Annotated in this window: 21 protein-coding genes; 12 read left to right on the top strand and 9 right to left on the bottom strand. The window is 64.9% G+C overall.

Annotation, left to right across the window (positions count from 1 at the left end; translation table 11 throughout):
• Positions 1–136 precede the first annotated feature (136 nt).
• Both aceA and NLI84_RS10835 read right to left on the bottom strand, forming a co-directional pair.
• A complete protein-coding gene (gene aceA / locus NLI84_RS10840; protein WP_255990110.1) occupies positions 137–1,417 on the bottom strand; it encodes an isocitrate lyase in 1,281 nt (426 codons plus the stop codon).
• Between the two features lie 152 nt (positions 1,418–1,569).
• Complete coding sequence (locus tag NLI84_RS10835) at positions 1,570–2,304, bottom strand: hypothetical protein (protein ID WP_255990109.1); 735 nt, start codon at positions 2,302–2,304, stop codon at positions 1,570–1,572.
• A gap of 115 nt (positions 2,305–2,419) precedes the next feature.
• Between NLI84_RS10835 and NLI84_RS10830 the strand changes: the two genes are divergently transcribed.
• Both NLI84_RS10830 and NLI84_RS10825 read left to right on the top strand, forming a co-directional pair.
• Positions 2,420–3,169 carry a helix-turn-helix domain-containing protein gene (locus NLI84_RS10830; protein WP_255990108.1) on the top strand — a complete coding sequence of 250 codons (750 nt, stop codon included), beginning with the start codon at positions 2,420–2,422 and terminating at the stop codon, positions 3,167–3,169.
• A 90-nt stretch (positions 3,170–3,259) separates the two neighbouring features.
• Positions 3,260–4,060: a MipA/OmpV family protein gene (locus NLI84_RS10825; RefSeq protein WP_255990107.1), complete on the top strand. Its 801-nt coding sequence runs from the start codon at positions 3,260–3,262 to the stop codon at positions 4,058–4,060.
• Between the two features lie 19 nt (positions 4,061–4,079).
• Here NLI84_RS10825 and NLI84_RS10820 read toward each other — a convergent pair whose 3' ends face one another.
• Positions 4,080–6,989 carry a DUF4132 domain-containing protein gene (locus tag NLI84_RS10820; protein WP_255990106.1) on the bottom strand — a complete coding sequence of 970 codons (2,910 nt, stop codon included), beginning with the start codon at positions 6,987–6,989 and terminating at the stop codon, positions 4,080–4,082.
• 4 nt (positions 6,990–6,993) lie between these two features.
• On the bottom strand, positions 6,994–7,416 hold the full coding sequence (locus NLI84_RS10815) for a hypothetical protein (RefSeq protein ID WP_255990105.1): 423 nt from the start codon (positions 7,414–7,416) through the stop codon (positions 6,994–6,996).
• 160 nt (positions 7,417–7,576) lie between these two features.
• Between NLI84_RS10815 and grpE the strand changes: the two genes are divergently transcribed.
• The 4 genes from grpE (at position 7,577) to dnaJ (ending at position 12,538) form a co-directional block, all read left to right on the top strand.
• Positions 7,577–8,125, top strand: coding sequence for a nucleotide exchange factor GrpE (gene grpE, locus NLI84_RS10810; RefSeq protein WP_255990104.1), 549 nt, complete (start codon positions 7,577–7,579; stop codon positions 8,123–8,125).
• A gap of 171 nt (positions 8,126–8,296) precedes the next feature.
• Entirely contained in the window at positions 8,297–10,228 is a 1,932-nt protein-coding gene (gene dnaK / locus NLI84_RS10805) for a molecular chaperone DnaK (RefSeq protein WP_255990103.1), read from the top strand.
• A 74-nt stretch (positions 10,229–10,302) separates the two neighbouring features.
• On the top strand, positions 10,303–11,382 hold the full coding sequence (locus NLI84_RS10800) for a fatty acid desaturase family protein (RefSeq protein ID WP_255990102.1): 1,080 nt from the start codon (positions 10,303–10,305) through the stop codon (positions 11,380–11,382).
• Between the two features lie 22 nt (positions 11,383–11,404).
• Positions 11,405–12,538, top strand: a complete 1,134-nt coding sequence (gene dnaJ, locus NLI84_RS10795; RefSeq protein WP_255990101.1) for a molecular chaperone DnaJ — start codon at positions 11,405–11,407, stop codon at positions 12,536–12,538.
• A 58-nt stretch (positions 12,539–12,596) separates the two neighbouring features.
• On the opposite strand, the gene NLI84_RS10790 is transcribed toward dnaJ, so the two are convergent.
• Positions 12,597–12,854, bottom strand: coding sequence for a hypothetical protein (locus NLI84_RS10790; protein ID WP_255990100.1), 258 nt, complete (start codon positions 12,852–12,854; stop codon positions 12,597–12,599).
• Positions 12,855–13,233: 379 nt separating this feature from the next.
• Positions 13,234–13,971, bottom strand: a complete 738-nt coding sequence (locus NLI84_RS10785; RefSeq protein ID WP_255990099.1) for a GNAT family N-acetyltransferase — start codon at positions 13,969–13,971, stop codon at positions 13,234–13,236.
• 88 nt (positions 13,972–14,059) lie between these two features.
• Here NLI84_RS10785 and pdxR point away from each other — a divergent pair, with 88 nt between their 5' ends.
• Complete coding sequence (pdxR, locus tag NLI84_RS10780) at positions 14,060–15,475, top strand: MocR-like pyridoxine biosynthesis transcription factor PdxR (RefSeq protein ID WP_255990098.1); 1,416 nt, start codon at positions 14,060–14,062, stop codon at positions 15,473–15,475.
• Positions 15,476–15,508: 33 nt separating this feature from the next.
• On the opposite strand, the gene NLI84_RS10775 is transcribed toward pdxR, so the two are convergent.
• Positions 15,509–16,282: a DODA-type extradiol aromatic ring-opening family dioxygenase gene (locus tag NLI84_RS10775; protein WP_255990097.1), complete on the bottom strand. Its 774-nt coding sequence runs from the start codon at positions 16,280–16,282 to the stop codon at positions 15,509–15,511.
• A gap of 175 nt (positions 16,283–16,457) precedes the next feature.
• Here NLI84_RS10775 and NLI84_RS10770 point away from each other — a divergent pair, with 175 nt between their 5' ends.
• Positions 16,458–17,045 (top strand): DUF6151 family protein, encoded by a 588-nt coding sequence (locus NLI84_RS10770; protein WP_255990096.1) that lies wholly within the window; start codon positions 16,458–16,460, stop codon positions 17,043–17,045.
• A gap of 16 nt (positions 17,046–17,061) precedes the next feature.
• Here NLI84_RS10770 and NLI84_RS10765 read toward each other — a convergent pair whose 3' ends face one another.
• On the bottom strand, positions 17,062–17,949 hold the full coding sequence (locus tag NLI84_RS10765) for a glycoside hydrolase family 16 protein (protein ID WP_255990095.1): 888 nt from the start codon (positions 17,947–17,949) through the stop codon (positions 17,062–17,064).
• Positions 17,950–18,095: 146 nt separating this feature from the next.
• Between NLI84_RS10765 and NLI84_RS10760 the strand changes: the two genes are divergently transcribed.
• Positions 18,096–18,530 (top strand): PilZ domain-containing protein, encoded by a 435-nt coding sequence (locus NLI84_RS10760; RefSeq protein WP_255990094.1) that lies wholly within the window; start codon positions 18,096–18,098, stop codon positions 18,528–18,530.
• A 3-nt stretch (positions 18,531–18,533) separates the two neighbouring features.
• Here NLI84_RS10760 and NLI84_RS10755 read toward each other — a convergent pair whose 3' ends face one another.
• Positions 18,534–19,703 (bottom strand): MFS transporter, encoded by a 1,170-nt coding sequence (locus NLI84_RS10755; protein ID WP_255990093.1) that lies wholly within the window; start codon positions 19,701–19,703, stop codon positions 18,534–18,536.
• Between the two features lie 210 nt (positions 19,704–19,913).
• On the opposite strand from NLI84_RS10755, the gene NLI84_RS10750 reads away from it, so the two are divergent.
• From NLI84_RS10750 to NLI84_RS10740, 3 genes are read left to right on the top strand one after another with little or no spacing between them, the layout of a single operon-like run.
• Entirely contained in the window at positions 19,914–21,257 is a 1,344-nt protein-coding gene (locus NLI84_RS10750) for an aminotransferase class I/II-fold pyridoxal phosphate-dependent enzyme (protein WP_255990092.1), read from the top strand.
• Positions 21,257–22,678, top strand: a complete 1,422-nt coding sequence (locus NLI84_RS10745) for a sensor histidine kinase (protein ID WP_255990091.1) — start codon at positions 21,257–21,259, stop codon at positions 22,676–22,678. The genes NLI84_RS10750 and NLI84_RS10745 overlap by 1 nt, the downstream gene beginning before the upstream one ends.
• Positions 22,675–23,220, top strand: a complete 546-nt coding sequence (locus tag NLI84_RS10740; protein WP_255990090.1) for a hypothetical protein — start codon at positions 22,675–22,677, stop codon at positions 23,218–23,220. Before NLI84_RS10745 ends, NLI84_RS10740 begins: the two co-directional genes overlap by 4 nt.
• Positions 23,221–23,222: the final 2 nt, after the last annotated feature.

Here is a 23,222-nt window from a genome sequence, read left to right as displayed (position 1 = left end):
AACAGAACAAAGAGCGGTTAACAGAACCCAGCGCAGCGGTTCTGGCAAGAAGCGTGAAACCCAGACAGTACTAAAACGTACGGCAAGTGAGCGCGACGTGGCCAGAAGGGTTCTGTTGGCCGCGTGAGCGCGGCGCTTAGTGGAACTGTTCCTCCTCGGTCGAACCCTTCAGCGCGGTGGTGCTCGACTGGCCTTGCTGGATCACCTGCGTTACCGAGTCGAAGTAGCCGGTACCCACTTCGCGCTGGTGCTTCACGGCGGTAAAGCCCCGGTCGGCGGCAGCGAATTCGGCCTGCTGCAGCTCCACGAACGCCGTCATGCCCTGGCGTGCGTAGCCGTAGGCGAGATTGAACATGCCGTAGTTGAGCGCGTGGAAACCGGCCAGCGTGATGAACTGGAACTTGTAGCCCATGGCGCCCAGTTCGCGCTGGAATTTCGCGATGGTGGCGTCATCGAGGTTCTTCTTCCAGTTGAAGCTCGGCGAGCAGTTGTAGGCCAGCATCTTGCCAGGGAACTTGGCGTGGATGGCCTCGGCGAACTTGCGCGCGTATTCCAGGTCCGGCTTGCCGGTTTCACACCAGATCAGATCGGCGTATGGCGCGTAGGCAAGACCGCGGCTGATTGCCTGCTCCAGGCCCGGCTTGGTGCGGTAGAAGCCTTCGGGTGTGCGCTCGCCGGTGCAGAACGGCCGGTCGTTGTCGTCCACGTCGCTCGTCAGCAAATCGGCTGCTTCGGCGTCGGTGCGCGCGATCAGGATGGTGGGCACGCCCAACACGTCGGCGGCAAGGCGGGCGGCAGCCAGCTTTTCCACCGCTTCGCGCGTCGGCACCAGCACCTTGCCGCCCATGTGGCCACACTTCTTTACCGAGGCCAGCTGGTCTTCGAAGTGCACGCCGGCGGCGCCGGCTTCGATCATGCCCTTCATCAGCTCGAAGGCGTTCAGCACGCCGCCGAAACCGGCTTCGGCATCGGCCACGATGGGCGCGTAGTAATCGACGCTGTCGTCACCTTCGGCGTGGCTGATCTGGTCTGCGCGCTGGAAGGTGTTGTTGATGCGTCGCACCACCGCCGGCACCGAATTGGCCGGGTACAGCGACTGGTCCGGGTACATTTCGCCGGCGATGTTGGCATCTGCCGCCACCTGCCAGCCCGAAAGATAGATGGCCTTGAGGCCGGCCTTGACCTGCTGCATGGCCATATTGCCAGTCAGCGCGCCCAGTGCGTGCACGTACGGCGTTTCGTGCATCAGCGCCCACAGCTTGTCAGCGCCACGGCGGGCCAGCGTGTGTTCGATCTGTAGTGAACCGCGCAGCCTTTCAACATCTGTTGCACTATAAGTGCGTTGAATGCCTTTCCAGCGCGGATTCTCGCGCCAGTCCTGCTCCAGTTGTGCAATGCGCTCTTCCCGCGTACTCATGGCTTTCTCCCGCAAAAAAGCTGGCCCTTTGGCCTCTGGTTGATGGGTTTTGCAGCGTGCACCGTTGCGGTGCAATAAATTTTGCGCTGCACCATGAGAGTGTAGTTTGTCGAAAATGACTACAAGTTGGGGATTGCACTTATCGCGATGTTTCAAGCGCCGGCGCGGGTCGCCGTCCTGCCGATCAGGCACTGCACGATCATCAGCGCGGCGCTGGCTGCCAGCAGGTGCTTGAGCGTATGGCCGCTCACGATGGCACTTGCGTTGAGGATCGCCTGGTCGGCCAACTCGGCGACCTTGGCCAGCACGTAGAGCGCGATGGCGGCGGCATAAGCCAGCCTGTCACGGCGCGGGGCATACCACTGCCAAAGTGGGATCAGCACCAGTGGGGCGAGCTGCAGCGCAACGTAGGGGCGCAGATCGCCGGTGCAATGCCACCACAGCACGCTGAGGACGGCAAGGACGGACAGTTCGATCAGCTGCCGGCTAGCGCAGGCCTGTGCGTGCACGCCGGCGAGCAGGCCGGCGCAGGCAAGCGCGATGGGCAGCCTGTCCCACAGCAGTCGACTGTCGTCGGGGGCTAGGTGGTAATAGCTCGATCCGACGGCGGTCAGCAGCAGCGCGACCAGGAACAACGCATGGCCATTCCAGCCAGCCTGCAATGCCGCAGCGTGGCGACGCGGCCAGAGCCGTAGCGCACCGTAAAGCGCGACCAGGGCAAAAGGCAGGTTGGACAGCACATCGGCGACATTGGCGATGCCATAGCCGCTGCGACGATCGGCGAAGGCGTGGTAGTCAGGCCATTGCGGGATGGGGCCGTGCCAGGCCAGGGCGGCGATCGCCAGCAGGGTGATGAGCAGGGTGTACGTGTGTTGCCAGCCGCGCATTGCGGTCTCCTTCAGTGATGCGGTGCGCGCAGTGTGATGGGGTGGCGTTCTGGATGAAACCTTGATCGCTTTGGTGGCAGTCTATAAGCTTAAAAGTATCGTATGGAGATACTTTTTGGACGAAACACAGCGTTTGCTGGTCGCGCTCAAGCGCCAGCTCAAGGCGGCGGGCCTGACCTATCGCCAGGTGGCGGCGGCCAGCAGCCTGTCCGAACCCAGCATCAAGCGCCTGCTCAACGGTGGCGGCATCACGCTGGAGCGGCTGTGCCAGCTGGCGACGCTGGCCGGGTTGACGCTGGCGGAATTGGTCGAGGAAGCCGAGCGGGGCGAGGCGGATCTGCATCGCCTCACCATCGAGCAGGAGGCTAGCCTCGTTGCCGACGATCGCTTGATGCTGGTGGCCGTATGCGCGCTCAACCATTGGTCGCTGGCCGAGATCACTGCGCGCTACGCGTTGAGCGAACTGGAAGCGCTGCAGCTGCTGTTGCAGCTCGATCGCATGGGCTTGATTGCGCTGCTGCCGGGCAATCGCATCCGACTTACCGTCGCCCGCGACTTCGACTGGCTGCCCGATGGCCCGATCCGCCGCTATTTCCGCGAGCACGGCCAGCCCGATTTCCTCGCCCATGACTTCGCCGGCGAGGAGGCTAGCCTGCAATTCACCCACGCCATGCTGAGCCCGGCCGCGCTGGCGCAACTGCAGCGCCAGCTCAAGCGCCTGCGCCAGGATCTGGCCGAGCTGCATCGCGACAGCCTCACGGTGCCGCTCGCCGAACGGCGCGGCGTGGGGCTGCTGCTGGCATTGCGGGAATGGGAGCCCGCCGCATTTTCCCGACTGCGTCGCGAGGCGCCGGCTCTGTCATAGCGTCGCGTGGTGGGCAGGGGAATTGCTGGAAACATGGAATACGGCCAGCCCATGCCTACACTACAGAACCGTTCCCGAAAGGATGCCGTGATGCGCGATCGTCTTGCTCTGCTGTGCCTAGTCGCATTGCTTGGCTGCCCGGGCCTTGCTGCCGCGATCGAGGTGGATATTTCCGGGCTGCAGGCTGTCATCGCCGATGGCGATGATTCTCCCGTGCCGTCGGGCCTCGTTGTTGGGGCCGCCGCCATCGGCTATACGCCTCGCTACAAGGATGCGGACCGGCGCGGCATTGTCGTGCCCGGCTTTGTCTACTTTGGCGAGCGCACGCTGTATCTGGGTGATCGGGTGCGCTACTACTTCTATCGCGGTGATGGCGTGGGCCTGTTTGCCTACGGCCGGGTGCGCTTTGGCAACCTCGATCCGGAGGATACCGACGCCTGGCACGGCATGGACCAGCGCGAATGGCAGTTCGAGGCGGGCCTGGGCACGAGTCTCGTCACCGATTACGCGCTGATCACCGCGCGCGTTTCCAGCGACGTGACTGGCACCAGCAACGGTCAGGAGGGCCTGCTGTGGGCCGATTTCCCCTGGGTGCAGGGGCGCTTGCTGCTGATGCCGGGTTTCGGCGTGGTGTGGCGCAGCAGCAATCTCGCCAACTACTACTTCGGTGGGGTCTCGCAACACGAAGCGGCGCCAGGCCGACCGGCGCACGATACTGGCAGCACCATCTCGCCGATGGCAACGCTGGTCACCAGTTATCGCATCAACAAGGAGTGGCTCGCCTCCGGCATCGTCGGCATCGAGCACTACGCCAGCGGCACACGCGACAGCCCCTTGATCGATCGCAGCAACGAAATCACCGGCATCCTCGCGCTCGGCTACGTCTGGTAGGCCGGGCGATCTGCTTGGCTCAGGCCGGGGCGATGGAGCGTTGTAGCTGCTCCAGGATAGCTTCGTCCTGGATCTGGTCGTCATCGAGCAGCAGCACGATCTTGCTGATGATTTCGGCAGTACGGGCATCGCTGTCTTCAAACGGCAGTTGTACGGCCTTTTTCGGCAGCGACTGCCAGTCGGGGATGACGCACAGGTAAGCGCCGGGCTCGATATGGATATGGCCGCTACCCAGGTGGATACGGTAGTTCGCGCGTTTGCCGTCCACGTGCACATGGGGATTTGCCAGCCTGATGCGCTCGCCGCCAAGCGCTGGCGCAATGGCGCTGATCAGTGCCAGCCGAGCGGTTAGGCTCTCGTTCGAGCTGTAGCTGTCAGCGCCATGCAAGAGGGCGCGGGCGATCAGCAGATCAAGATCGCGCATGCCTTCGCTGAAGGCAATCGGAGGTACGTCGGTAAGGGCAATGGGTGTTCCCGCCTCGCTGAACCAGACGCCGGCAGTGACGACTTCGGGCACTTCGGTGAAGTAGTGATGATGGAAGTCGAAATCGATATGCGCGCGTATCGTGCCGTGCAAGCGACGGCTGTGCTCCGCGTCCTCGCTCCAGCCTGAAGGGCGCCAACCCCGTGCCTTGAAGATGCCTTGCGCCTGGCGGGTGCTCACCCAGCGCCCCGCATAGCGCTGCGACACCACGCCGGCCTCGATTTCCGCCGGGGTGGGAACGTACAGCTCGCGAAATACCTGCTTGATCGGTTGCTGCATGCCGCAGCCGATCGCCCAGGCCTGCCACCGGGCAAGCGTGCCGCCCTGCAGCCATTCGATGGGATGGGCCAGCCGCACCCGCCCTGCGGGCTCCGCAAAGCCGTCCGGATGGGCCAGCAAACCCAGGCGGTAGGCGCCGTATTGCCCCGCTTCATCACCCCAGACCAGCTCCTTGATCAGCGCATAGGCAAGCGGATGCTGCTGTGCCTGTTCGAGCTGCTCGGGCGAGAGCCAGGTCTGCCTTACGAGGTGGCTTTCCAATACCTGCACAAAGCGGCGGCGTTGTTGCTGTAGCTGCTCCCATTGCGCCTTGTAGGCCAGCCATACCGGATCCTTCTTGATGGCTGCCGGGGCCTGGGCGAGGAGTTTGCCCTTGGCGTTGCGCACAATCAGCCCTTGCTGCCCGGACTCCAGCGAGATGCATACGTGATAGTCGCCGATGGTCTGGCCGATCAGCCATTCGTTCAGTGCCTCGCCCTCGGCAGTTTCGATCAGCCATTCCAGCTCTCCAGGTGAGTCGAAGCCTGCGTTGCCGGCCAGGTTGGTCAGTCCCACCTGCACCGCCTGGCGCTGGTTGGCCTGGCGCTGCGCGCCATAACGCGCGGCGGCGTCATGCAGCGATTTGAGCTGCAGATATCGGGCGCGGCACGCATCCATGCGCATTCCGTTGTCGGGCAAGGGCAGCAGGCCCAAGGCCATGATCGGCAGGTGGGCGTGTTTGGTCATCGCCGATTTTTCCAGTGCCGCCGCGCCATGCCCGACGATCGCCGCAAGGAGCTGGGCCAGATCTGCCGGCAGGTAATGCTGTTTCAGCCAATCCCAGTCTTGCGGGCTCAGCGCGGCGAGCAGGGGGCCCACCTCGTCGATGGCGATGGTGCCAAAGGGCGGGTCGGACTCCGGGTCGTGTTCTGCCCGGTAGTGGTGGACCCATGCGCGCAGCGGTTCCAGGTGCGCCTGACGCAGCACGTCGAAAAGCGCGGGCTCGGTCAGCCAGGTTGCCGATTGCAGCAGCTGCAGCAGCGTTGACGTTGAATAGTTGCGCAAGCGCCGCACCAGGACAGCATGGGTTTCGTCCTGTTCCAGCGCGATGACATGAGCCAGTTGGCGCCATTCAGGGCTGATCGTTGCGCCGTCGCCCGCCTGCTCCAGCCTATCGGCATACCAGAACAGCGCCGTCGTGCCCGCGATATCGAAGTAGGTAGCGCTTCCCCAGGGATCAACGGCCTCGGCGTAGTCCAGCATCGACAAGCTGACTTCCAGCTGCGATGAATGCTCCGGGCTGGCGGCAACGGTATCCAGCCCCAGACGCAGCCCCTCGTACAGGGTCTCGCGTAACGGCAGATAGGCGGCTGGCCAATCCTGGCGCGTCCTGCTCAACAGCTCCAGCGGCGCCAGGTGGCGATGGTTTTCACAGAACGACGCGATGCTGGCGCAAGGCAGCCAGCCTTGCTCGACCGCGAGTGACAGGCCACGCCTGATCCGGCGAACGAGGTGGGTCGCTGTTCCCGGCTGGAAAGCCAGCGCGTGGAGCGATGCGGTTGGAGACCAGGCTCCGTCCTCATCGAAGCTGAGCTGGCCGCTTGTGATCTGGCCCATCAGCGCTCGGAAATCATCAGTGTCCGCCGCAGTATGGCGCGCCCAGTTCACCGGGCGGGATGCGACACGTAAACCGGCCGCCCAGTAGGCCATTTGCTGCATCGCATGTTCGAGCGTCCAGTCTGCGAGCGCTTCGTGCGCCGCTTCGATTTCGCCCAACTCGCCGATCAGCTGCCTGGCCAGTTCAAGCAGGCATGCCTGCCGATCGAAGCGGGTTTCCACCGCGATGACGCGCTGGCGGGGCCCATCGGGCTGGCGCTCGAAGGCCGGGTGGGTCAGGCAGAAGGACTCGATTCGCAAGGCCAGCAGATGCACCATCCGGTGCAGCTGCGATCTGGGCAGCTGCTCGGCGATCCGGCCCAGCCAGGCTGTCGCCAGCGTGGGGCTCTCGCCGTCCGCGAGGATCTCGCTGCACAGGTCCGCCCAGCGGCGAAAGTCCATGCTGAGCTCAGGGTGGGCCGCCGTGTATTCGGCGTAGCGGGGGTCGAGCTCAGAGGCGAGCGCCAGCTGTTCGGCCAGCAAGGGCCAGTGGGCCTGCAGCAGGTCGAGCTTGAATGCGTGGGCGGGCATGAGGTCAGCCTCCTTGTAGCGGAATGAGCCGGATAAAGACGAGCGGCGCCAGCGGGCTGAGCGTCACCACTTCGTCCAGCTCCCTGATCTGCCGCTGACCGGCCAGTAGCAGGAAACGGCGGCCGGTGAAGGCCGCCAGGGCAAATTGCACCTCCTCTTCGGGATCGGGCACGCTAGTCAATTCTCTTGCCGGTAGCGCGATCCGGCCTTGCTCCGCCAGGGCCGCGATGGCTTCCTGGCTGAGTGTCGCATCGTGTTGCGGTTGCGCAGGCGCGTACTGGCGACAGCGCTCGAGCGTTGCCTGGCGGATCAGCTCGCGCGCGGTCAATTCGATACTGGGCCAGTCGAACGTCCAGGAGTGCCTGGGTGTGCTGGCAATGGTGCTTTGCAGTTCTATCTGCGCAGTGGGCATGGGCTGGCCTGCCATGGGGTTTGCCAAAAATTTCGCGCATTGTAACCGTTGCGAGAGTCGCGGGTTGGCCGTAGTCGCCGGGCCGGAATATGCCCCTGCATGGGGTAGGGCCTCTTGAAAAGTGGGCACTGGCGCCCATTTGGCCTTGCATTGCCAAGTTTTAGGGAGCAAGACCATGAGCAACGAACAGAAACCTGAAGATCTGGAACCCACAATCGATCAGGGCGCAACCGACAATAGCGAAGCCCAGCTGAACGCCGCCGAGGACAACCTGGATGCGCGCATGGCCGTGGTGGCCGCCGAGCTGGAAAAGGCGCGCCAGGACGTGCTGTACGCCAAGGCCGAGGGCGAGAACATCCGCCGCCGCGCCGCTGAGGAAGTCGACAAGGCGCGCAAGTTCGCCGTCGAGAAGTTCGCGCGCGAGCTGCTATCGGTGAAGGATGCGATGGACATGGCGCTGCTGGATCAATCTGGCAATTTCGATGCGCTGAAAATGGGTGTGGATCTCACCGCCAAGGCGCTGACCAGCGCCTTCGAGAAGTTCGAGCTGTTGGAGATCGCGCCGCAAACGGGCGACAAGCTCGACCCCAACCTGCACCAGGCCATCTCGATGGAGCCGGCCGAGCAGGAGGCCAACACCGTGGTGCGCGTGCTGCAAAAGGGCTACGTACTGGCAGGCCGCATGCTGCGCCCGGCCATGGTGATCGTGGCAGCGCCCAAGTAGCCCCTCCAGTTTGACGGCATCAGCGCGATGCATGGATGACCCCGACGGGCGTTTTTCCCGGCTTGTCATGTCGGTGACTTGAAACGACGCAGGGCATCCCCACTTTCGGAACAAGGTTATTGAACTTGATGCTTCGCCCAGGCGGGGCGTGAACAGGAAAGGAAGCAAAAAATGGCAAAAATCATCGGTATCGACCTCGGCACGACCAACAGCTGTGTATCCGTCATCGAGAACGGCCAACCCAAGGTGATCGAGAACGCCGAAGGCGCTCGCACCACGCCGTCCATCATCGCCTATCAGGAAGACGGTGAAATCCTGGTTGGCGCGCCGGCCAAGCGCCAGGCCGTGACCAACCCGCGCAACACGCTGTACGCGGTGAAGCGCCTGATCGGCCGCAAGTTTGCTGAGAAGGAAGTGCAGAAGGACATCGATCTGATGCCCTACAGCATCGTCAAGGCCGACAACGGCGACGCCTGGGTGGAAGTGCGTGGCGACAAGAAGGCCCCGCCGCAGATCAGCGCCGAAGTGCTGCGCAAGATGAAGAAGACCGCCGAGGATTACCTGGGCGAGGAAGTGACCGAAGCCGTGATCACGGTGCCGGCCTACTTCAACGACAGCCAGCGCCAGGCCACCAAGGATGCCGGCCGCATCGCCGGTCTCGACGTGAAGCGCATCATCAACGAGCCGACCGCTGCCGCGCTCGCGTTCGGCATGGACAAGCACGAGAAGGGCGACTCCAAGATCGCCGTGTATGACCTGGGCGGCGGTACCTTCGATATCTCCATCATCGAAATCGCCGATGTCGATGGCGATAAGCAGTTCGAAGTGCTGGCCACCAATGGTGACACCTTCCTTGGTGGTGAGGATTTCGACCAGCGCCTGATCGACTACATCATCGGCGAGTTCCAGAAAGAGCAGGGCATCAACCTGAAGCAGGACGTGATGGCGCTGCAACGCCTGAAGGAAGCCGCGGAAAAGGCCAAGATCGAGCTCTCCAGCGCCAGCCAGACCGAAGTGAACCTGCCCTACATCACCATGGACGCGACCGGCCCGAAGCACTTGGTGCTGAAGATCACCCGTGCCAAGTTCGAATCGCTGGTGGAAGAGCTGATCGCCCGCTCGATCGAGCCGTGCCGCATCGCACTGAAGGATGCTGGCCTTAAGGCTTCCGACATCGACGACGTGATCCTGGTCGGCGGCCAGACCCGCATGCCGCTGGTGCAGGAGAAGGTGAAGGAATTCTTCGGCAAGGAAGCGCGCCGCGACGTGAACCCGGATGAAGCCGTGGCCGTCGGCGCCGCGATCCAGGGCGCCGTGCTCGGTGGCGATCGCAAGGACGTGCTGCTGCTGGACGTGACCCCGCTGAGCCTTGGCATCGAAACGCTGGGCGGCATCATGACCAAGCTGATCCAGAAGAACACCACGATCCCGACCAAGGCATCGCAAGTGTTCTCGACCGCCGATGACAACCAGAACGCCGTGACCATCCACGTGCTGCAGGGTGAGCGCGAGAAGGCTGCCGCCAACAAGAGCCTGGGCCAGTTCAACCTGTCGGATATCCCGCCGGCGCCGCGTGGCACGCCGCAGATCGAAGTGACCTTCGATATCGACGCCAACGGCATCCTGCACGTGAGCGCCAAGGACAAGGCCACCGGCAAGGAAAACAAGATCAAGATCCAGGCCTCGTCGGGTCTGTCCGAAGCCGAGATCGCGCAGATGGTGCGTGACGCCGAACTGAACGCCGAAGAGGACAAAAAATTGTCCGAACTGGTGGGCGCGCGCAACCAGGGCGATGCGATGATCCACTCGGTAAAGAAGTCACTCACCGAGTATGGTGACAAGATTGCCGCCGACGAAAAGGCCGCCATCGAAACCGCGATCAGTGAGCTCGAAGCGGTGGTGAAGGGCGACGACAAGGACGAGATCGAAGCCAAGACCAACGCGCTGATGCAGGCATCGCACAAGCTCGCCGAGCAGATGTATGGCCAGCAGGGTGCCGAAGGCGCGGCTCCGGGTGCTGGTGCCGCCGGGGGTGACGCCGGCAAGGGCGACGACGGCAACGTGGTCGACGCCGAATTCACCGAAGTGAAAGAAAACAAGTAATCCTGTACTGTGACAGCGCCCGGCCCTTGGCCGGGCGTTTGCGTCTGTTATTCGCGCGTTGCGCAGGAGTGATGATGTCCGAAGTTCAGCGGCTGGCGTTTCCGCCCCGCAGCCAGTTCTTTTCCGCGCTCAAGAGCCGTGTCGACGGCTATTTCACCGAGCGTGGCCTGGCCCAGACCGGCAATGCTCGGCTGTACCTGAAGGCCGTGTTCGCGCTGATCCTGACACTGGGCAGCTACGCCATGCTGGTGTGGGGCGTCGAGCACTGGTGGAGCGCCGCTCTCGCCGCACTGGTGCTGGTGCAGAGCATGGCCCTGTTGGCGTTCAGCGTCATGCATGACGGCTGCCACGGCAGCTTCTCGCAAAAACGCTGGCTCAACTGGGTGGCTGGCGCGATGATGGATGTCATGGGCAGCAGCAATGTGTTGTGGCGTCAAAAACACAATCTGCTGCACCACACCTATACCAACGTCGACGGCCGTGATGACGACATCTGCATCGGCGCGCTGCTGCGTTTGTCGCCGAATCAGCCACGTCATCGTGTCCACCGTTTTCAGCACTGGTATGCCCCGGCGCTGTACAGCTTGTTGTCACTCTACCTGTTGCTCTACAGCGACTGGCAGCGCATGTTCAGCGGCAAGATCGGCGAAACGCCGATGCAGGCGCGGCAATGGTGGGAGTGGCCGTACTTCCTGTTCAGCAAGGCGTTCTATATCGCCTACGCGCTGATCGTGCCCATGCTGTATCACCCGGTCTGGCAGGTGCTGCTCGTGTTTATCGGCATACACCTGGTCTTTGGGCTCACGTTGTCGATCGTGTTCCAGCTGGCGCACATCGTGCCGGAGACCGAGTTCCCCGGCCCAGCCGAGGGCGGCAAGATGCCGTACGAGTGGGCCGAGCATCAGCTGCGTACCACGGCCAACTTCGCCGTCGGCAAGCCGCTGGCGACCTTCTACACCGGCGGGCTCAACTATCAGGTCGAGCATCACCTGTTCCACAAGGTCAGCCATGTGCACTACCCGGCCATCAGCCGCATCGTCCGCGATACCTGTGCCGAGTACGACATCCGCTATCTCGATTCCGGTTCGACCTGGCAAGCGCTGGCTGCCCACTTCCGCTTCCTGCGGCAGATGGGCCATCCGAGCGCTGCCTGAGCATTAGACAGGGTTTCCATCCATGGCAAAGAAAGACTACTACGACATCCTTGGCGTCAACCGCGACGCCGATGACGACGAAATCAAGAAGGCCTACCGCAAGCTGGCCATGAAATACCATCCGGACCGCAATCCGGACAGCAAGGACGCCGAGGACAAGTTCAAGGAGGCCAAGGAGGCCTACGAAATCCTCTCCGAGCCGCAAAAGCGCGCCGCCTACGACCAGTACGGCCACGCCGGGGTCGACCCACAGGCCGGCATGGGCGGTGGCGGCTTCGGCGGCGGCGGCTTTGCCGATGCGTTCTCCGACATCTTCGGCGATATCTTCGGTGGCGGCGGGCGCGGTGGCGGCGGTGGCGGACGTTCCAACGTCTACCGCGGCGCCGACCTGCGCTACAACATGGAAATCTCGCTGGAAGAAGCCGCGCGCGGCGTCGAAAAGCAGATCAAGATCCCGTCGCACGACGAGTGCGATATCTGTCATGGCAGCGGCGCCAAGCCCGGCACCGAGGTCAAGACCTGCCACACCTGCGGCGGCCACGGCCAGGTGCGCGTATCGCAAGGCTTCTTCAGCATCCAGCAGACCTGCCCCACGTGCCATGGTTCGGGCCGCTACATTCCCGATCCGTGCCGCAAGTGCAGCGGCACCGGCCGCGTGCAGACCGCCAAGACGCTGGCGGTGAAGATCCCCGCCGGTGTCGACGAGGGCGATCGCATCCGCCTCTCCGGCGAGGGCGAGCCAGGCGTGAACGGTGGTCCTCCGGGCGATCTGTATGTGGTGGTGCACCTCAAGGCGCACAGCGTGTTCGAGCGCGAAGGCAGCGATCTGCATTGTGAAATGCCGATCAGCATCAGCGTGGCGGCGCTGGGCGGCGAGATCGAGATTCCGACGCTGGAAGGCAAGGCGCGCATCAGCATTCCGGCCGGCACCCAGACCGGCCAGGTGTTCCGCCTACGCGGCAAGGGCATCAAGGGTGTGCGTAGTGCGGTAAATGGCGACCTGATGTGTCACGTGGTACTGGAAACGCCGGTCAACCTGACCAGCCGGCAGAAGGAGTTGCTGCGCGAGTTTGAAGAGATCAGCGCGGGCGATTCGGCCAAGCACAATCCGCGCGCCAAGTCGTTCATGGACAAGGTGAAGGATTTCTTCTCCTGAGCGGCGGCTACCCAAACAAAAACCCCGGCTTGCCGGGGTTTTTGTTTGGGTCGCGGGTTTAGCGGCGTGAGACTTCTTCGTTCGGCAGCGCGCCCGTCAAGCGCAACATCTTGGTCGTTTCGGCGAAGATCTGGTCGATGAAATCTTTGTTCGGCGTTGCCGGGTGCACCCCCGCCTGGTCTGCCACCGCAGCGTGTGCCAGCTCCGCGACGAGGCCAGGCTTGAGCACCTCCGCGCGTTGCAAGAGCAGGTTCAGCAGGTAGCCGCAGGCGGCGCTTTTCACGCGCGCTTCGTTCAGTTGCTGTTCTAGCGTCATGGTGTCGATCCTGATGGGGAAAAGTAAATCCAGGCTGGTCTGCCGGGCATCGGTCTGCGTGATCAGCGAGAGCAGACCAGAGCTCCGAGGGGCGGAGCGAGGGCACGTTTGCAGTCGATACCCTATGTTTTGCGGTTTTCAGGCTATGGATTTCGCAGGTCCGGTATGTGCTTGGATACTGCGGGAACTGGATATTACACCTACTGACTTTAATATTACAATTATTGAATTTTTCTGGGGCAAGTGGCTGCACACCGCTGCCATGGCCTTGATGGCTGGTATCCGGCGGCTGAACGCCGTGTCTGTCGCAGTCCCCAGTTGGGCGGCGGCGAGCGCGTCGCGGCAATGGGCCCAACGAGCAACCGTGGAGGGCCGTGGCTCACACAACTGTCGTGGTGGCACTGCATTTGGCTGGTTCAACCGGGACGCCGGCCTTGTTCAAAGCCTGCCGCTGCCGACCCTCATCATCGAAATTACCCGGCGCGAGCCATTGCTCGAACGCGGCCTGCAATGCGGGCCATTCGCCATCGATCACCGAGAACCATGCGGTATCGCGGTTGCGGCCTTTCATCACCCGCGCCTGGCGAAAGATGCCTTCGAAACGGAATCCCAGCCGTTCGGCCGCGCGACGCGATGGCGCGTTCAGCGCGTCACATTTCCACTCGTAGCGGCGGTAGCCCAGCGCGAAGGCGTTCCTCATCAGCAGGTACATCGCAGCGGTGGCGAGCGCCGTGCGCTGCAATCGGGGCGAGTAGCACAACCAGCCGACCTCGATGCTGCCGGCTTCGGGATCGATGCGCAGATAGCTGGCGAAACCCAGTGCTTCGCCAGTGGTGTCGTCGACGATGGCATAGAACTGTGGGTCGCCGCTGGCGCCCAGTTTCGCCAGCGCGGATCGCAGCGCTTCGGCGGTGTCGAACGCTCCGATGGGCAGATAGGTCCACAGGGCATCGCCAGCGGATTGCAGCGCCGGCCATAGCGTGGCGCCGTGGTGCAGCCAGTCCAGCGGTTCGAGCCGGCAGCCGTAGCCGCTGAGTACGCGCGGGGTGGGGAAGGCTGGCGCTTGCCAGCCCGTGACAGGGGCGCCGATCGGCTGGCCATGTGGATTCGTTTTCATGCTGAGCTCGTGGTGTGGGAAGTCGCTGCCAGTCTAGAATGCCAATGGCCTTGGCTTTGTGGCCAAATTTCATGACTGGATAAGACCAATGTTGCTGCCGCAAAATGTTGCGATCACCTTGCAGGAAACGCTGAGCCGACAACTGCGCGATGCCATCCTGGCGGGCACCCACGCGCCGGGTTCTCGGCTGCCAGCGTCGCGCGCGCTGGCGCAGACGCTGGGAGTGTCGCGGGTCACGGTCGAGGCCGCCTACGCGAGGCTCGAGGCCGAGGGCTATGTGCGGCGGCGGGTCGGCGCCGGCACCTTTGTTGCCGTCGCTCCCTTGGCGCCACGCCAGGGCCGGCCGAGCGGTGATGCGGCCATCGCCGGCCTGTCGCGGCGCGGTTCGGCCACGGTGCCAGACGGCATCCTCCCGACCATGCCCTGGGGGCGTGGCCTGCACGCGGCGGTGCCGGATCTTCGGCTGTTTCCGCGGGTACTTTGGCAGCGTCTGCAGTCGGAAGTATTGCTCAAGGGGCCGGACAGCCTGTTCGACTACGGCGACAGTCGCGGTTATCTGCCGCTGCGCCAGGCCATTGCCGGTTATCTGGCACAGTCACGCGGTGTGCGCTGCGATGCGGACCAGGTGCTGGTGATGACGAGTTCGCAGCAGGCGATCCAGCTGCTGGCCAGCCTGCTGCTCGATCCGGGCGACGTGACCTGGCTGGAAGATCCTGGCTATCCGGGCGCGCGCGCCGCGCTGCAAGCGGCGGGAGCGAGTCTTGTCGGTGTACCGGTTGATGACGAGGGACTGACTTGGCGGGAGCAGGCCTTGCCCACGCCGCGCCTGATCTATACCACGCCATCGCACCAGTATCCGTTGGGCATGAGGATGTCGCTCGCGCGGCGGCTGGCGCTGCTGGACTACGCCAGGGCGCAGCGCGCCTGGGTGATCGAGGACGACTACGACGGCGAATACCAGTACGACCACGCGCCGCTGCCGGCCATGCAGGGGCTGGATGACGCCGGTTGCGTGCTCTACGTCGGCACTTTCAGCAAGGTGCTGTTTCCCGGGCTGCGGCTGGCCTATGCGGTGGTACCAAAGCCGTTGGTCCCCGCACTGGCGGCAGCGCGGCGTGCGTTCGATGGCTACAGCAGCCAGATCGCGCAGGCGGTGACCGCGCGCTTCATTGAGGCGGGCTACTTTGCACAGCACCTGCGTCATACCCGGCTGATCTACCGCAGCCGGCGCGACGTGTTGCTCGAAGCCTTGCATCCGCTGCGCGACGAGCTGGTCCCGCAAGGCTTCGACAGCGGCCTGCGCGGCGTGGTCCGGCTGCCGCCGGGCAAGGAGGCGCCGTGGACCGCAGCCGGCAAACTAGCCGGCCTGCAGCTGCGCGGGTTGGCGGGGCTGTATCTGGGCCAACCCGGGCGCGAAGGTTGGATGCTGGCGCATGCCACACTCGATCACGCCGAGATCCACGAGGCGGTGGCGCAGTTGAGCCGCGTGGTGCACGGCCGGTGATCGCGCCAGCGGCGAGCAGACCCGGGCCATGACTCAGCCGAAGCGGTATACGTCCATCGCCAGCACGCGCTCGGTCACCTCATCGTGCAGCCGCGTGACGCGCTCGCCCGCTGCGGCGCCGAGGGCGACGTAGAGCGGCAGCAGATGTTCCTCGCTGGGATGGGCGCGCACGGCGTGCGGCGCCTGGCGGCGATAGTCGAGCAGGGCATCGACGTCATGCAGATCGAGCCGTGCGTGCATCCAGTCCTGAAACGGCGTCACATAGTCGGGGATCACCGCCGGTGGCGCGAACACGTCGCGCAGATTGTGCGTGAGGCTGCCCGAGCCGACGATCAGGATGCCAGCGTCGCGCAGCGCCGCCAGCGCCTGGCCCAGCCGGTAGTGCCAGGCGGGGCCCTGGCGCATGTCGAGCGCCAGCTGCAGCACGGGAACATCGGCATTCGGATACATCACCCGCAGTGGCACCCAGGCGCCATGGTCGAGCCCGCGCTCGGCGTCGATGGCGGGCGCGTAGCCGTGCGTGGTGAGCAGCGCTGGAATCTCGTGCGCGACCTCGGGCGCGCCGGGCGCGTCGTAATGCAGCGTGTAGAGCTCGTCCGGAAAACCGCCGAAATCATGGATGGTTTCCGGTTTTGCCGTGCCGCCGACCGCGCTGCCAGGGTGATGCCAGTGGGCGGATACCATTAGCACCGCGCGCGGGCGCGGCACGTCGTGGCCGATGGCGGCCCACACCCGGCCCGCGTTGCCGGCGTCGAGCGCCAGCATGGGCGAGCCATGCGAGACGAAAAAAGTGGGCAGGCGAGTCATGGCTACACTCCGAGGCGAGATGGCGATAGTCTGACACCAACAAGCACGGGCATAAATTTGCGCGGCCGTACTGATTTATTGCGAAATCCGGGTTAATACAGTGTGAGCTGGCTGGCGGCTACGCGGGGAACTGCTAGGCTGGCGTTCAACATGGTTTTTTGTGTGAGGAGCTGCGATGTCGCATTCCATACAGTGTCGATGTGGTCGTGTGCGTGGCACGGTGCTCGCTCCGGCGCGCGCCATCCGCGGTATCTGTTATTGCAAGGACTGCCAGGCCTACGCGCGCTTGCTCGGCAACGCCGAGACGGTGCTCGACGCGCATGGCGGCACCTGCGTCGTGGCCACGCGCGCTGGCAGCATCACGTTCAGCGCCGGACAGGAGCTGCTGGCCTGCCTAACGCTGACTGCCGGTGGACCCCTGCGCTGGTATGCGCGCTGCTGCAATACGCCGATCGCCAATACGGCGCGCCGACGCACCTTGTCCTATGTCGGGCTGGTCCACACGGCGCTGGGCGATGCCGCGGCGCAGGAGGCGAGTTTCGGGCCGCCGCGGTTGTGGCTCAACACGCGCAGCGCGCAGGGCGAACCCAATGTGGTGGCGCGAAGCCCGCTGCTGGTTGCGCCCGGGTTTGCGCTGGGCCTGATCTGGGATCGGGTGTCCGGCCGGTATCGGCGCACGCCGTTCTTTACCACGGCGGGCGAGCCCATAGCCACGCCGGGCGCGCCGACGCAGGCCGAGCGCGATGCGGCCTACGGTGGTTAGAGCCTGTTCAAAGGGCTTACAAATCGCACGGTGAAGCGAGGTTGCGCGACGGTACCGTGTCGCGGAACGCCACCTTGTCGCGGCGCAGCTGCGTCAGGCGGGCATGCACTTCGGCCGGGCTCAGCACCTGGCCCGGTACGTGCAGCACCCAGTCCACCTGCTCAAGGTAGGCACGCGGCTGGCTGCTGTTCGCGCCAAGGGCGCTGAACCACAGGTTGAAGTTGATCGACATCGGCACTTCCGGGTAATAGCCGCCGCCATGGCGCGCGAGCGGCGTGCCGTCGACGAAGTATTCCACGCGCCCGCCAGCCACCTGCACCACCAGCGTGCGCCAGCCAGCCTGACTGCCGCGCAGCCGGTCGTGCTGGTTGTCCTTCCAGAACTTGGGCGCGGGGATGAAGGTTTCCCAGGTGGTCACGTAGAAGGTGGCGCCGCTGGCGCCCCAGCCGCCATTGGGCAGGTATTCGAAGTCGATCTCGCTGTAGTCGGGATGGGCCGGCGCCTTGAGCGGGCTGATCAGGTAGAAGGTCTGCACGATTTCGTCGCCATCGGGCCCGTGCACCGGCGTATCCGAGAAGCGCACCCGCGCGGCGTACGTGCCTTCCAGGTATTTGCGCTCGTGGCACAGCTGGGCGTGGCGCGTGCCCTTGGCGCTACCATCGCTCGCGGCGGACAGCTGCAGCAACCGGTTGCCCGGCGTGGCCGGATCGGCGATGACGCCAACGCCGCCTGCGACCCAGCGCGCGCCTTCCACGCCGGGCCAGCCGGTACCGTTGCGCAATTTCCAGCCATTGGCGGTCATGGCCTTGGCGTCGGGGTACTGGAAATCGTCGAAGAACACGGCATCGGCCCAACTGCTGCTGGCGGCGAGCAGGGTCAACAGGGTGAACAGGGCAGAACGCATGGCGGTACTCCTTGCGTGCGGTTGCATCTCGTGGCTTGATGGGCTCGGGCTGCTGTGCGGCGGGTGCCACGCCCATGCAGGCGGAGCGATGCTGGCGCGCGTCATGCACTTATAATGCCCAAGGAACAACCACTCTGGACCATTCGATGGATGATCGCCTGACGGGCAATCCGCTTTACCCCGCTGCCGATATGGCGGACGAATGGACCGACAAGCGCGTCGAGCCACGCTACCTGGTCAACTGGCGGGTGGCCATCGTCTATGAGGAGCGCGACCAGCGCATGTCGTTTCGTGGACGCGCGTTCGATGTATCACGCGGCGGTTTCAGCCTGCATTCCGATTTCAGCCTGCCCGTTTCCGACAAGGTGACGGTGTTGCTATCGATTCCACCCACTTCCGCCGGGCAGCGCCCCAAGATCATCGAGGTCAAGAGCCGGGTGGTCTATACCGTGCTCTCCAACGAGTTCGGGGCCTTCCGCACCGGCATCTATTTTGTCGAGTTCAAGGGCGACGGCCGCCAGGCGCTCGATTTTCACCTGTCCTACCGCAATCCCGCGCCGGGTGCCGCCCGCCTCGAATAGCGATCAGATCGCGTATGCGGCCTGTCGACGCGAGAGCACGATGGTCGCGACGGCGAGCGCGGCCAGCAAACCCAGCGACCATTGCGCCACCGCGTACCAGCCCTGCGCCTGGTAGACCCAGCCCGCCGCGCCTGCGGCGCTCGCGACGCAACCGAAGGTGGTAAATTCGTTGACCGCTTGCAGTCGCGTACGCTCGGGGGCCGGCACCTGTGCGATCAGTGTGCTGCCGCCCATATACATCAGGTTCCACCCCAGCCCGACCAGCGTCAGCGCCACGTGGAAGTGTGCCAGCGTCAGACCCGATAGCGCCAGCACACAGGCGATCAGCATCACGCCCGCGCCCGCCATCGCGATGTGCCGGGGGCCATAACGGGTGATCAGGCGACCGGTGACGAGCGATGGCGCAAACATGCCCAGCATATGCCACTGGATCACGCTGGCGGCACCGCCAGGGCCGAAGCCGCAGCCGGCGACGGCGAGCGGCGTAGCCACCATCAGGAACATCATCAACGCGTAGCCGCCGACGCAGGCGAGCACGCCCTCTATCGCCCCGGGCATGGCCAAAGCCTGACGCACGCTCACGCTCACCGTGTGGGCATTGCTCGCAGATTGTGGCAACCGCGCCAGCGCGATCGGGATCAGTGCCAGCAGCGTCAGCGCGGCCACTGCGGCGAAGCTGCCGGCAAAGGGTACGCCCGGTACGGCGCTCACTGCGCGCCCGGCCAGCATGGGGCCGGCAAAGGCGGCGAAGATGCCGCCCGAGAGTACCCAGGCCATGGCAGAGCCCTTGTCCGCTTCGGCCGCCGTTTCGGCTGCGGCATACCTGTAGTAGAGCGTGGTGGCCTGGTAATAGCCCTGCAGCGGAGCGGCGAGGCAGAACAGCCAGAACGATCCTGCGTAGAGCGCCGCCACGCTGACCATGCCCGACGCCACGCCGGACAACGCCCCCAGCGCGAACAACCGGCGATAGCCCCAGGCCACGATCTGCCGGGGCAGGCCCAGCGTGGCAATCGCGGTACTGGCGGTGATCAAGAGATAGGGCAGTGTTGCCCATGCCGGGTCGGGAGCCAGCTGCCTGCCGACGAGACCCGCAAACGAGATGCCGACTGCCGTGGCGGCCATGTAGCAGAACTGGCATAGTCCGAGCAAAATGGCGTTTTGTCTGGATTTCATCATCAATATCCGCTGTGTTTGTCTGGGTTTTCAGGATGGAAGCAAGGCGCTGCCGAGTCGCCTTGCCGTCAAGCGGCGCCACGGCGAAGGGGGGAGGCGTGCTGGCCAGCACTCGTTCTCCGGCAGGCTGGTTGAACCATGGCGTGCAGGCATGGTCTGCTGTTGAGTAGGTTAAATAAAATTTGTCCTATGACAAATTAAAACAATTGCATGGTACAAACACTTTTCTCTACTGGCAAGGCCTGTGGCGCCGAGGACATCTACCTGCGCCTGCGCAGCGCGATCGAAGCGGGTGAACTTGCGCAGGGTGAGGCTTTGCCCACCATCCGCGCGCTGGCCGAGCAGCTTGACGTAAACCGGAACACGGTGGCCGCCGCCTACCGGCGGCTGATCGTGGCCGGACTGGCCGAATCGGCTGGGCGTGGCGGCACACGCGTGGCCCCCCGTTCGCGCATCGGCCTGCCGGCGGGCGCGCCCCTTCATGCGCCGCAGGCGGGCTTTGCCGAGCTTGCGTCGGGCAACCCCGATCCCGATTTGCTGCCCGACTACGCGCCTCACCTGGCGCGCTTGACGCTACCGCATGCGCTCTATGGCCAGCCCTGCTATGAGCCGCGACTTGTCGCCCATGGCCGGGACTGGTGGCGCCGAACCGGCCAGATCGGCGCCGAGTTCGCCGATCCCTTGCTGGTGCACGGCGCGCTCGATGGCATCGAGCGCGTGCTGGCGGCGTGGCTGTCGCCGGGCGACACGATCCTGGTCGAGGATCCGTGCTTTCCCGGCTCGCTCACGCAGCTGAAGCAGGCCGGCTACAACCTGATCGGCCTGCCGCTGGACGAGGCGGGCATCGTTCCCGAGGCGCTGGAAGCCGCGCTCGCGCGCAGGCCCAAGGCACTGCTCTGGACGCCGTATTCGCATAACCCCACCGGCATCAACACCACGCCGCAGCGCGCGGCGCAATTGCGCGCGTTGCTCGCGCAGGACCTGCAATTGCTGGTGATCGAGGACGATCATTTCGCGGCCTTCGCGCCGGGCCCGACGCCTTCGCTGGTCGAAGCGGGCCGCGAGCGCTGGGCGGCGTTGCGCTCGCTGTCCAAGAGCCTGGGACCGGACCTGCGGCTGGCCTTTCTTGCCGGTGACGCCTTGACGCTGGCCCGCGTGCAGCGTCGGCAATACCTGGGGCCACGCTGGCCCAGCTTCATCATGCAACGGCTGGCGCTGTCGCTGCTGGATGATGTGGCGGTCACCGCGTATTGCGCCCGAGCCGGCGCACTCTATACCGAGCGCCATGCCGCGTTGTGCGCTGCGCTGACCCGGATAGGCCTCAAGCCGGTGGCCGGGGAGGGCCTGAATGTGTGGCTGCCGCTGCAGGACGATGCCGCCGTCGCGCAGGCGCTTGCCGCGCGCGGCTATCTGGTGCGTACCGGCGAGGCCTTTCGCGTCACGCGCACGCTGTCCGCGCTGCGCATCACCTCGGCGGCGCTGACGCCTGAAGCGGCGCAAACATTCGCCGCGACGCTGGCGCAATGCCTGGGCGGGCTGGGAGTGGCTGCCTGATGCGCGCGTCATGGCATTACCGACTGTCGTTCCGCCAGTTGCTGCTGGTGGCCTTCCTGCTGGTCGGCGCGGTGCTGTCGGCGAGCTCGGTGCAGGTGTGGCTGTCGCTGGAGCGCATGGCCGGGCATAGCCGCGAATCGGCGCGCGACGCGGTACGCCTGACCGAGGCGGCCGAGCGGCTGGCCGAACGCACGCTGACGATGGAGCGCAGCGCGCGCCAGTTTCTGGTGCTCGACGATGAGGCCTTCCGGCAACGCTTTATCGAGGCGGGGCAGGAGGCCGACAAGGCGCTCGCCACGCTGGCGCAGGCGCTGACCGAAGTCAGCACCGTTGAATTCGCCGCCTGGCGCGAACATCAGGCGGGCACTGCCGAGCAGTTGGTCCCGGGCAAGCCCAGGGGTGATGAGGCGATGCTGTTCGAGCACTTCGCCCAATTGCGCGGCATCAACGAGCGCCTGGGCATGGCGGTGAAGCGCCGGGTCGAACGCAACAACAACACCTTGTCGGCCGAGCTGGAACGCCAGCGCACGGTGCTCGGCGCGCAGGCGGCAGCGGCGGCGGTGATGGCGGTGCTGCTGGCGTTGGCATTCGGTCTGTGGCTGACGCGGCCACTGGCGCGCATCGAATCGGCCATCGCACGGCTGGGCCAGAATCGCTACGACGAGGAAATCCGCATCCGCGGTCCTTCCGATCTGCGGCGCCTGGCCGAGCAACTCGATTGGCTGCGCCAGCGGCTGGCGGCGCTCGAGGCCGACAAGGCCCGCTTCCTGCGTCATGTATCGCACGAGCTCAAGACGCCGCTGGCGGCATTGCGCGAGGGCGTGGCGCTGCTGGACGACGGCGTGCTGGGTCCGCTGACCCCCGGCCAGAGCGAAGTGGTCGGCATACTGCGGCAAAATGTGGCGGCGCAGCAACGCCAGATCGAGGATCTGCTGCGTTACAACGCCGCCGTGTTCGATGCCACCCATGCGGTGGTTCGGCCATTGGATGCGCGCGCGCAGATCGCAGCGGTGATCGAGGCGCAGCGCTTGCAATGGCAGGCGCGTGGCCTCACTGTGACGCTGGATGGCGAAGCCGCGACGCTGCGTGCCGATCCGGACAAGCTCGAGGCGGTATTCGGCAATTTATTGTCCAATGCGATCCGCTTCAGCCCCGATGGCGCTACTATTCATTTTGCATTGCAGCAAAATGCCGGCGCGCTGTGCATCGATTGTTGGGACGAAGGGCCCGGCATCGATACCGCCGACGCTGAACGCATTTTCGAGCCGTTCTACCAGGGCCGGCGCCAGCCTCCCGGCGCGCGCCACGGTAGCGGCATAGGTCTTTCCATCGTGCGCGAATACATCGCGGCCCATGGCGGCGCCATTGCCTTGCTGCCCAGCGAACGCGGTGCTCATTTCAGGATCGAACTGCCCGCATGAAACGCTGCTTACTCCTGCTGGCCGCCGGCCTATTGTCGGCCTGCCAGTTGTTCCACCCTCCGCCGCCGCCCGTGCCGGTGCCGCCGCCCACGCCGACGCCCACGCCGCCGCCGGTGATCGTCATTGAAGAAGCGCCCAGCGCGCTCGACGAGGTGCTGGCGTATGCGGCGCGCCTGCGCGGCCTTGCCAACGGCGAGCTCACCCGCGAGCTGAACGCGCTGGCCACCGAGCCCGCCAGCCCCGCGACCACGCTGAAGCGGGCCATGGTGCTGTCACGTACCCACGGCGAGCTGGCACGCGCCATCGGCCAGCTCGATCTGGTGATCAAGGCCGCCGATCTGGACGCCGAGCCGTACAAGTCGCTGGCGCTGGTGTTGCAAGCGCAGTGGACCGAGCGGCGCAAGCTGGAGGACCAGGCCGATAAGCTGACTCAGCAGCTCAAGGACGAGCAGCGCCGTGCCGACGAGGCCAGCGCCAAGCTCGAGGCGTTGAAGAAGATCGAAAACACGCTGCCGGCCCGGCCGTCGGCATCGGGGAAGTGATG

It is taken from the genome of Chitinolyticbacter albus (assembly GCF_024437655.1).
GTDB classification, from domain to species: domain Bacteria; phylum Pseudomonadota; class Gammaproteobacteria; order Burkholderiales; family Chitinibacteraceae; genus Chitinolyticbacter; species Chitinolyticbacter albus.
This window is presented reverse-complemented; position numbering and strand designations above follow the sequence as displayed.

Excerpts from the sequence above, each read along its gene's own strand:
- aceA (WP_255990110.1), bottom strand. The coding sequence starts at position 1,417 with ATGAGTACGCGGGAAGAGCGCATTGCACAACTGGAGCAGGACTGGCGC.
- NLI84_RS10835 (WP_255990109.1), bottom strand. The coding sequence starts at position 2,304 with ATGCGCGGCTGGCAACACACGTACACCCTGCTCATCACCCTGCTGGCG.
- NLI84_RS10825 (WP_255990107.1), top strand. The coding sequence starts at position 3,260 with ATGCGCGATCGTCTTGCTCTGCTGTGCCTAGTCGCATTGCTTGGCTGC.
- NLI84_RS10820 (WP_255990106.1), bottom strand. The coding sequence starts at position 6,989 with ATGCCCGCCCACGCATTCAAGCTCGACCTGCTGCAGGCCCACTGGCCC.
- NLI84_RS10815 (WP_255990105.1), bottom strand. The coding sequence starts at position 7,416 with ATGGCAGGCCAGCCCATGCCCACTGCGCAGATAGAACTGCAAAGCACC.
- grpE (WP_255990104.1), top strand. The coding sequence starts at position 7,577 with ATGAGCAACGAACAGAAACCTGAAGATCTGGAACCCACAATCGATCAG.
- dnaK (WP_255990103.1), top strand. The coding sequence starts at position 8,297 with ATGGCAAAAATCATCGGTATCGACCTCGGCACGACCAACAGCTGTGTA.
- NLI84_RS10800 (WP_255990102.1), top strand. The coding sequence starts at position 10,303 with ATGTCCGAAGTTCAGCGGCTGGCGTTTCCGCCCCGCAGCCAGTTCTTT.
- dnaJ (WP_255990101.1), top strand. The coding sequence starts at position 11,405 with ATGGCAAAGAAAGACTACTACGACATCCTTGGCGTCAACCGCGACGCC.
- NLI84_RS10790 (WP_255990100.1), bottom strand. The coding sequence starts at position 12,854 with ATGACGCTAGAACAGCAACTGAACGAAGCGCGCGTGAAAAGCGCCGCC.
- NLI84_RS10785 (WP_255990099.1), bottom strand. The coding sequence starts at position 13,971 with ATGAAAACGAATCCACATGGCCAGCCGATCGGCGCCCCTGTCACGGGC.
- pdxR (WP_255990098.1), top strand. The coding sequence starts at position 14,060 with ATGTTGCTGCCGCAAAATGTTGCGATCACCTTGCAGGAAACGCTGAGC.
- NLI84_RS10775 (WP_255990097.1), bottom strand. The coding sequence starts at position 16,282 with ATGACTCGCCTGCCCACTTTTTTCGTCTCGCATGGCTCGCCCATGCTG.
- NLI84_RS10770 (WP_255990096.1), top strand. The coding sequence starts at position 16,458 with ATGTCGCATTCCATACAGTGTCGATGTGGTCGTGTGCGTGGCACGGTG.
- NLI84_RS10765 (WP_255990095.1), bottom strand. The coding sequence starts at position 17,949 with ATGCGTTCTGCCCTGTTCACCCTGTTGACCCTGCTCGCCGCCAGCAGC.
- NLI84_RS10760 (WP_255990094.1), top strand. The coding sequence starts at position 18,096 with ATGGATGATCGCCTGACGGGCAATCCGCTTTACCCCGCTGCCGATATG.
- NLI84_RS10755 (WP_255990093.1), bottom strand. The coding sequence starts at position 19,703 with ATGAAATCCAGACAAAACGCCATTTTGCTCGGACTATGCCAGTTCTGC.
- NLI84_RS10750 (WP_255990092.1), top strand. The coding sequence starts at position 19,914 with ATGGTACAAACACTTTTCTCTACTGGCAAGGCCTGTGGCGCCGAGGAC.
- NLI84_RS10745 (WP_255990091.1), top strand. The coding sequence starts at position 21,257 with ATGCGCGCGTCATGGCATTACCGACTGTCGTTCCGCCAGTTGCTGCTG.
- NLI84_RS10740 (WP_255990090.1), top strand. The coding sequence starts at position 22,675 with ATGAAACGCTGCTTACTCCTGCTGGCCGCCGGCCTATTGTCGGCCTGC.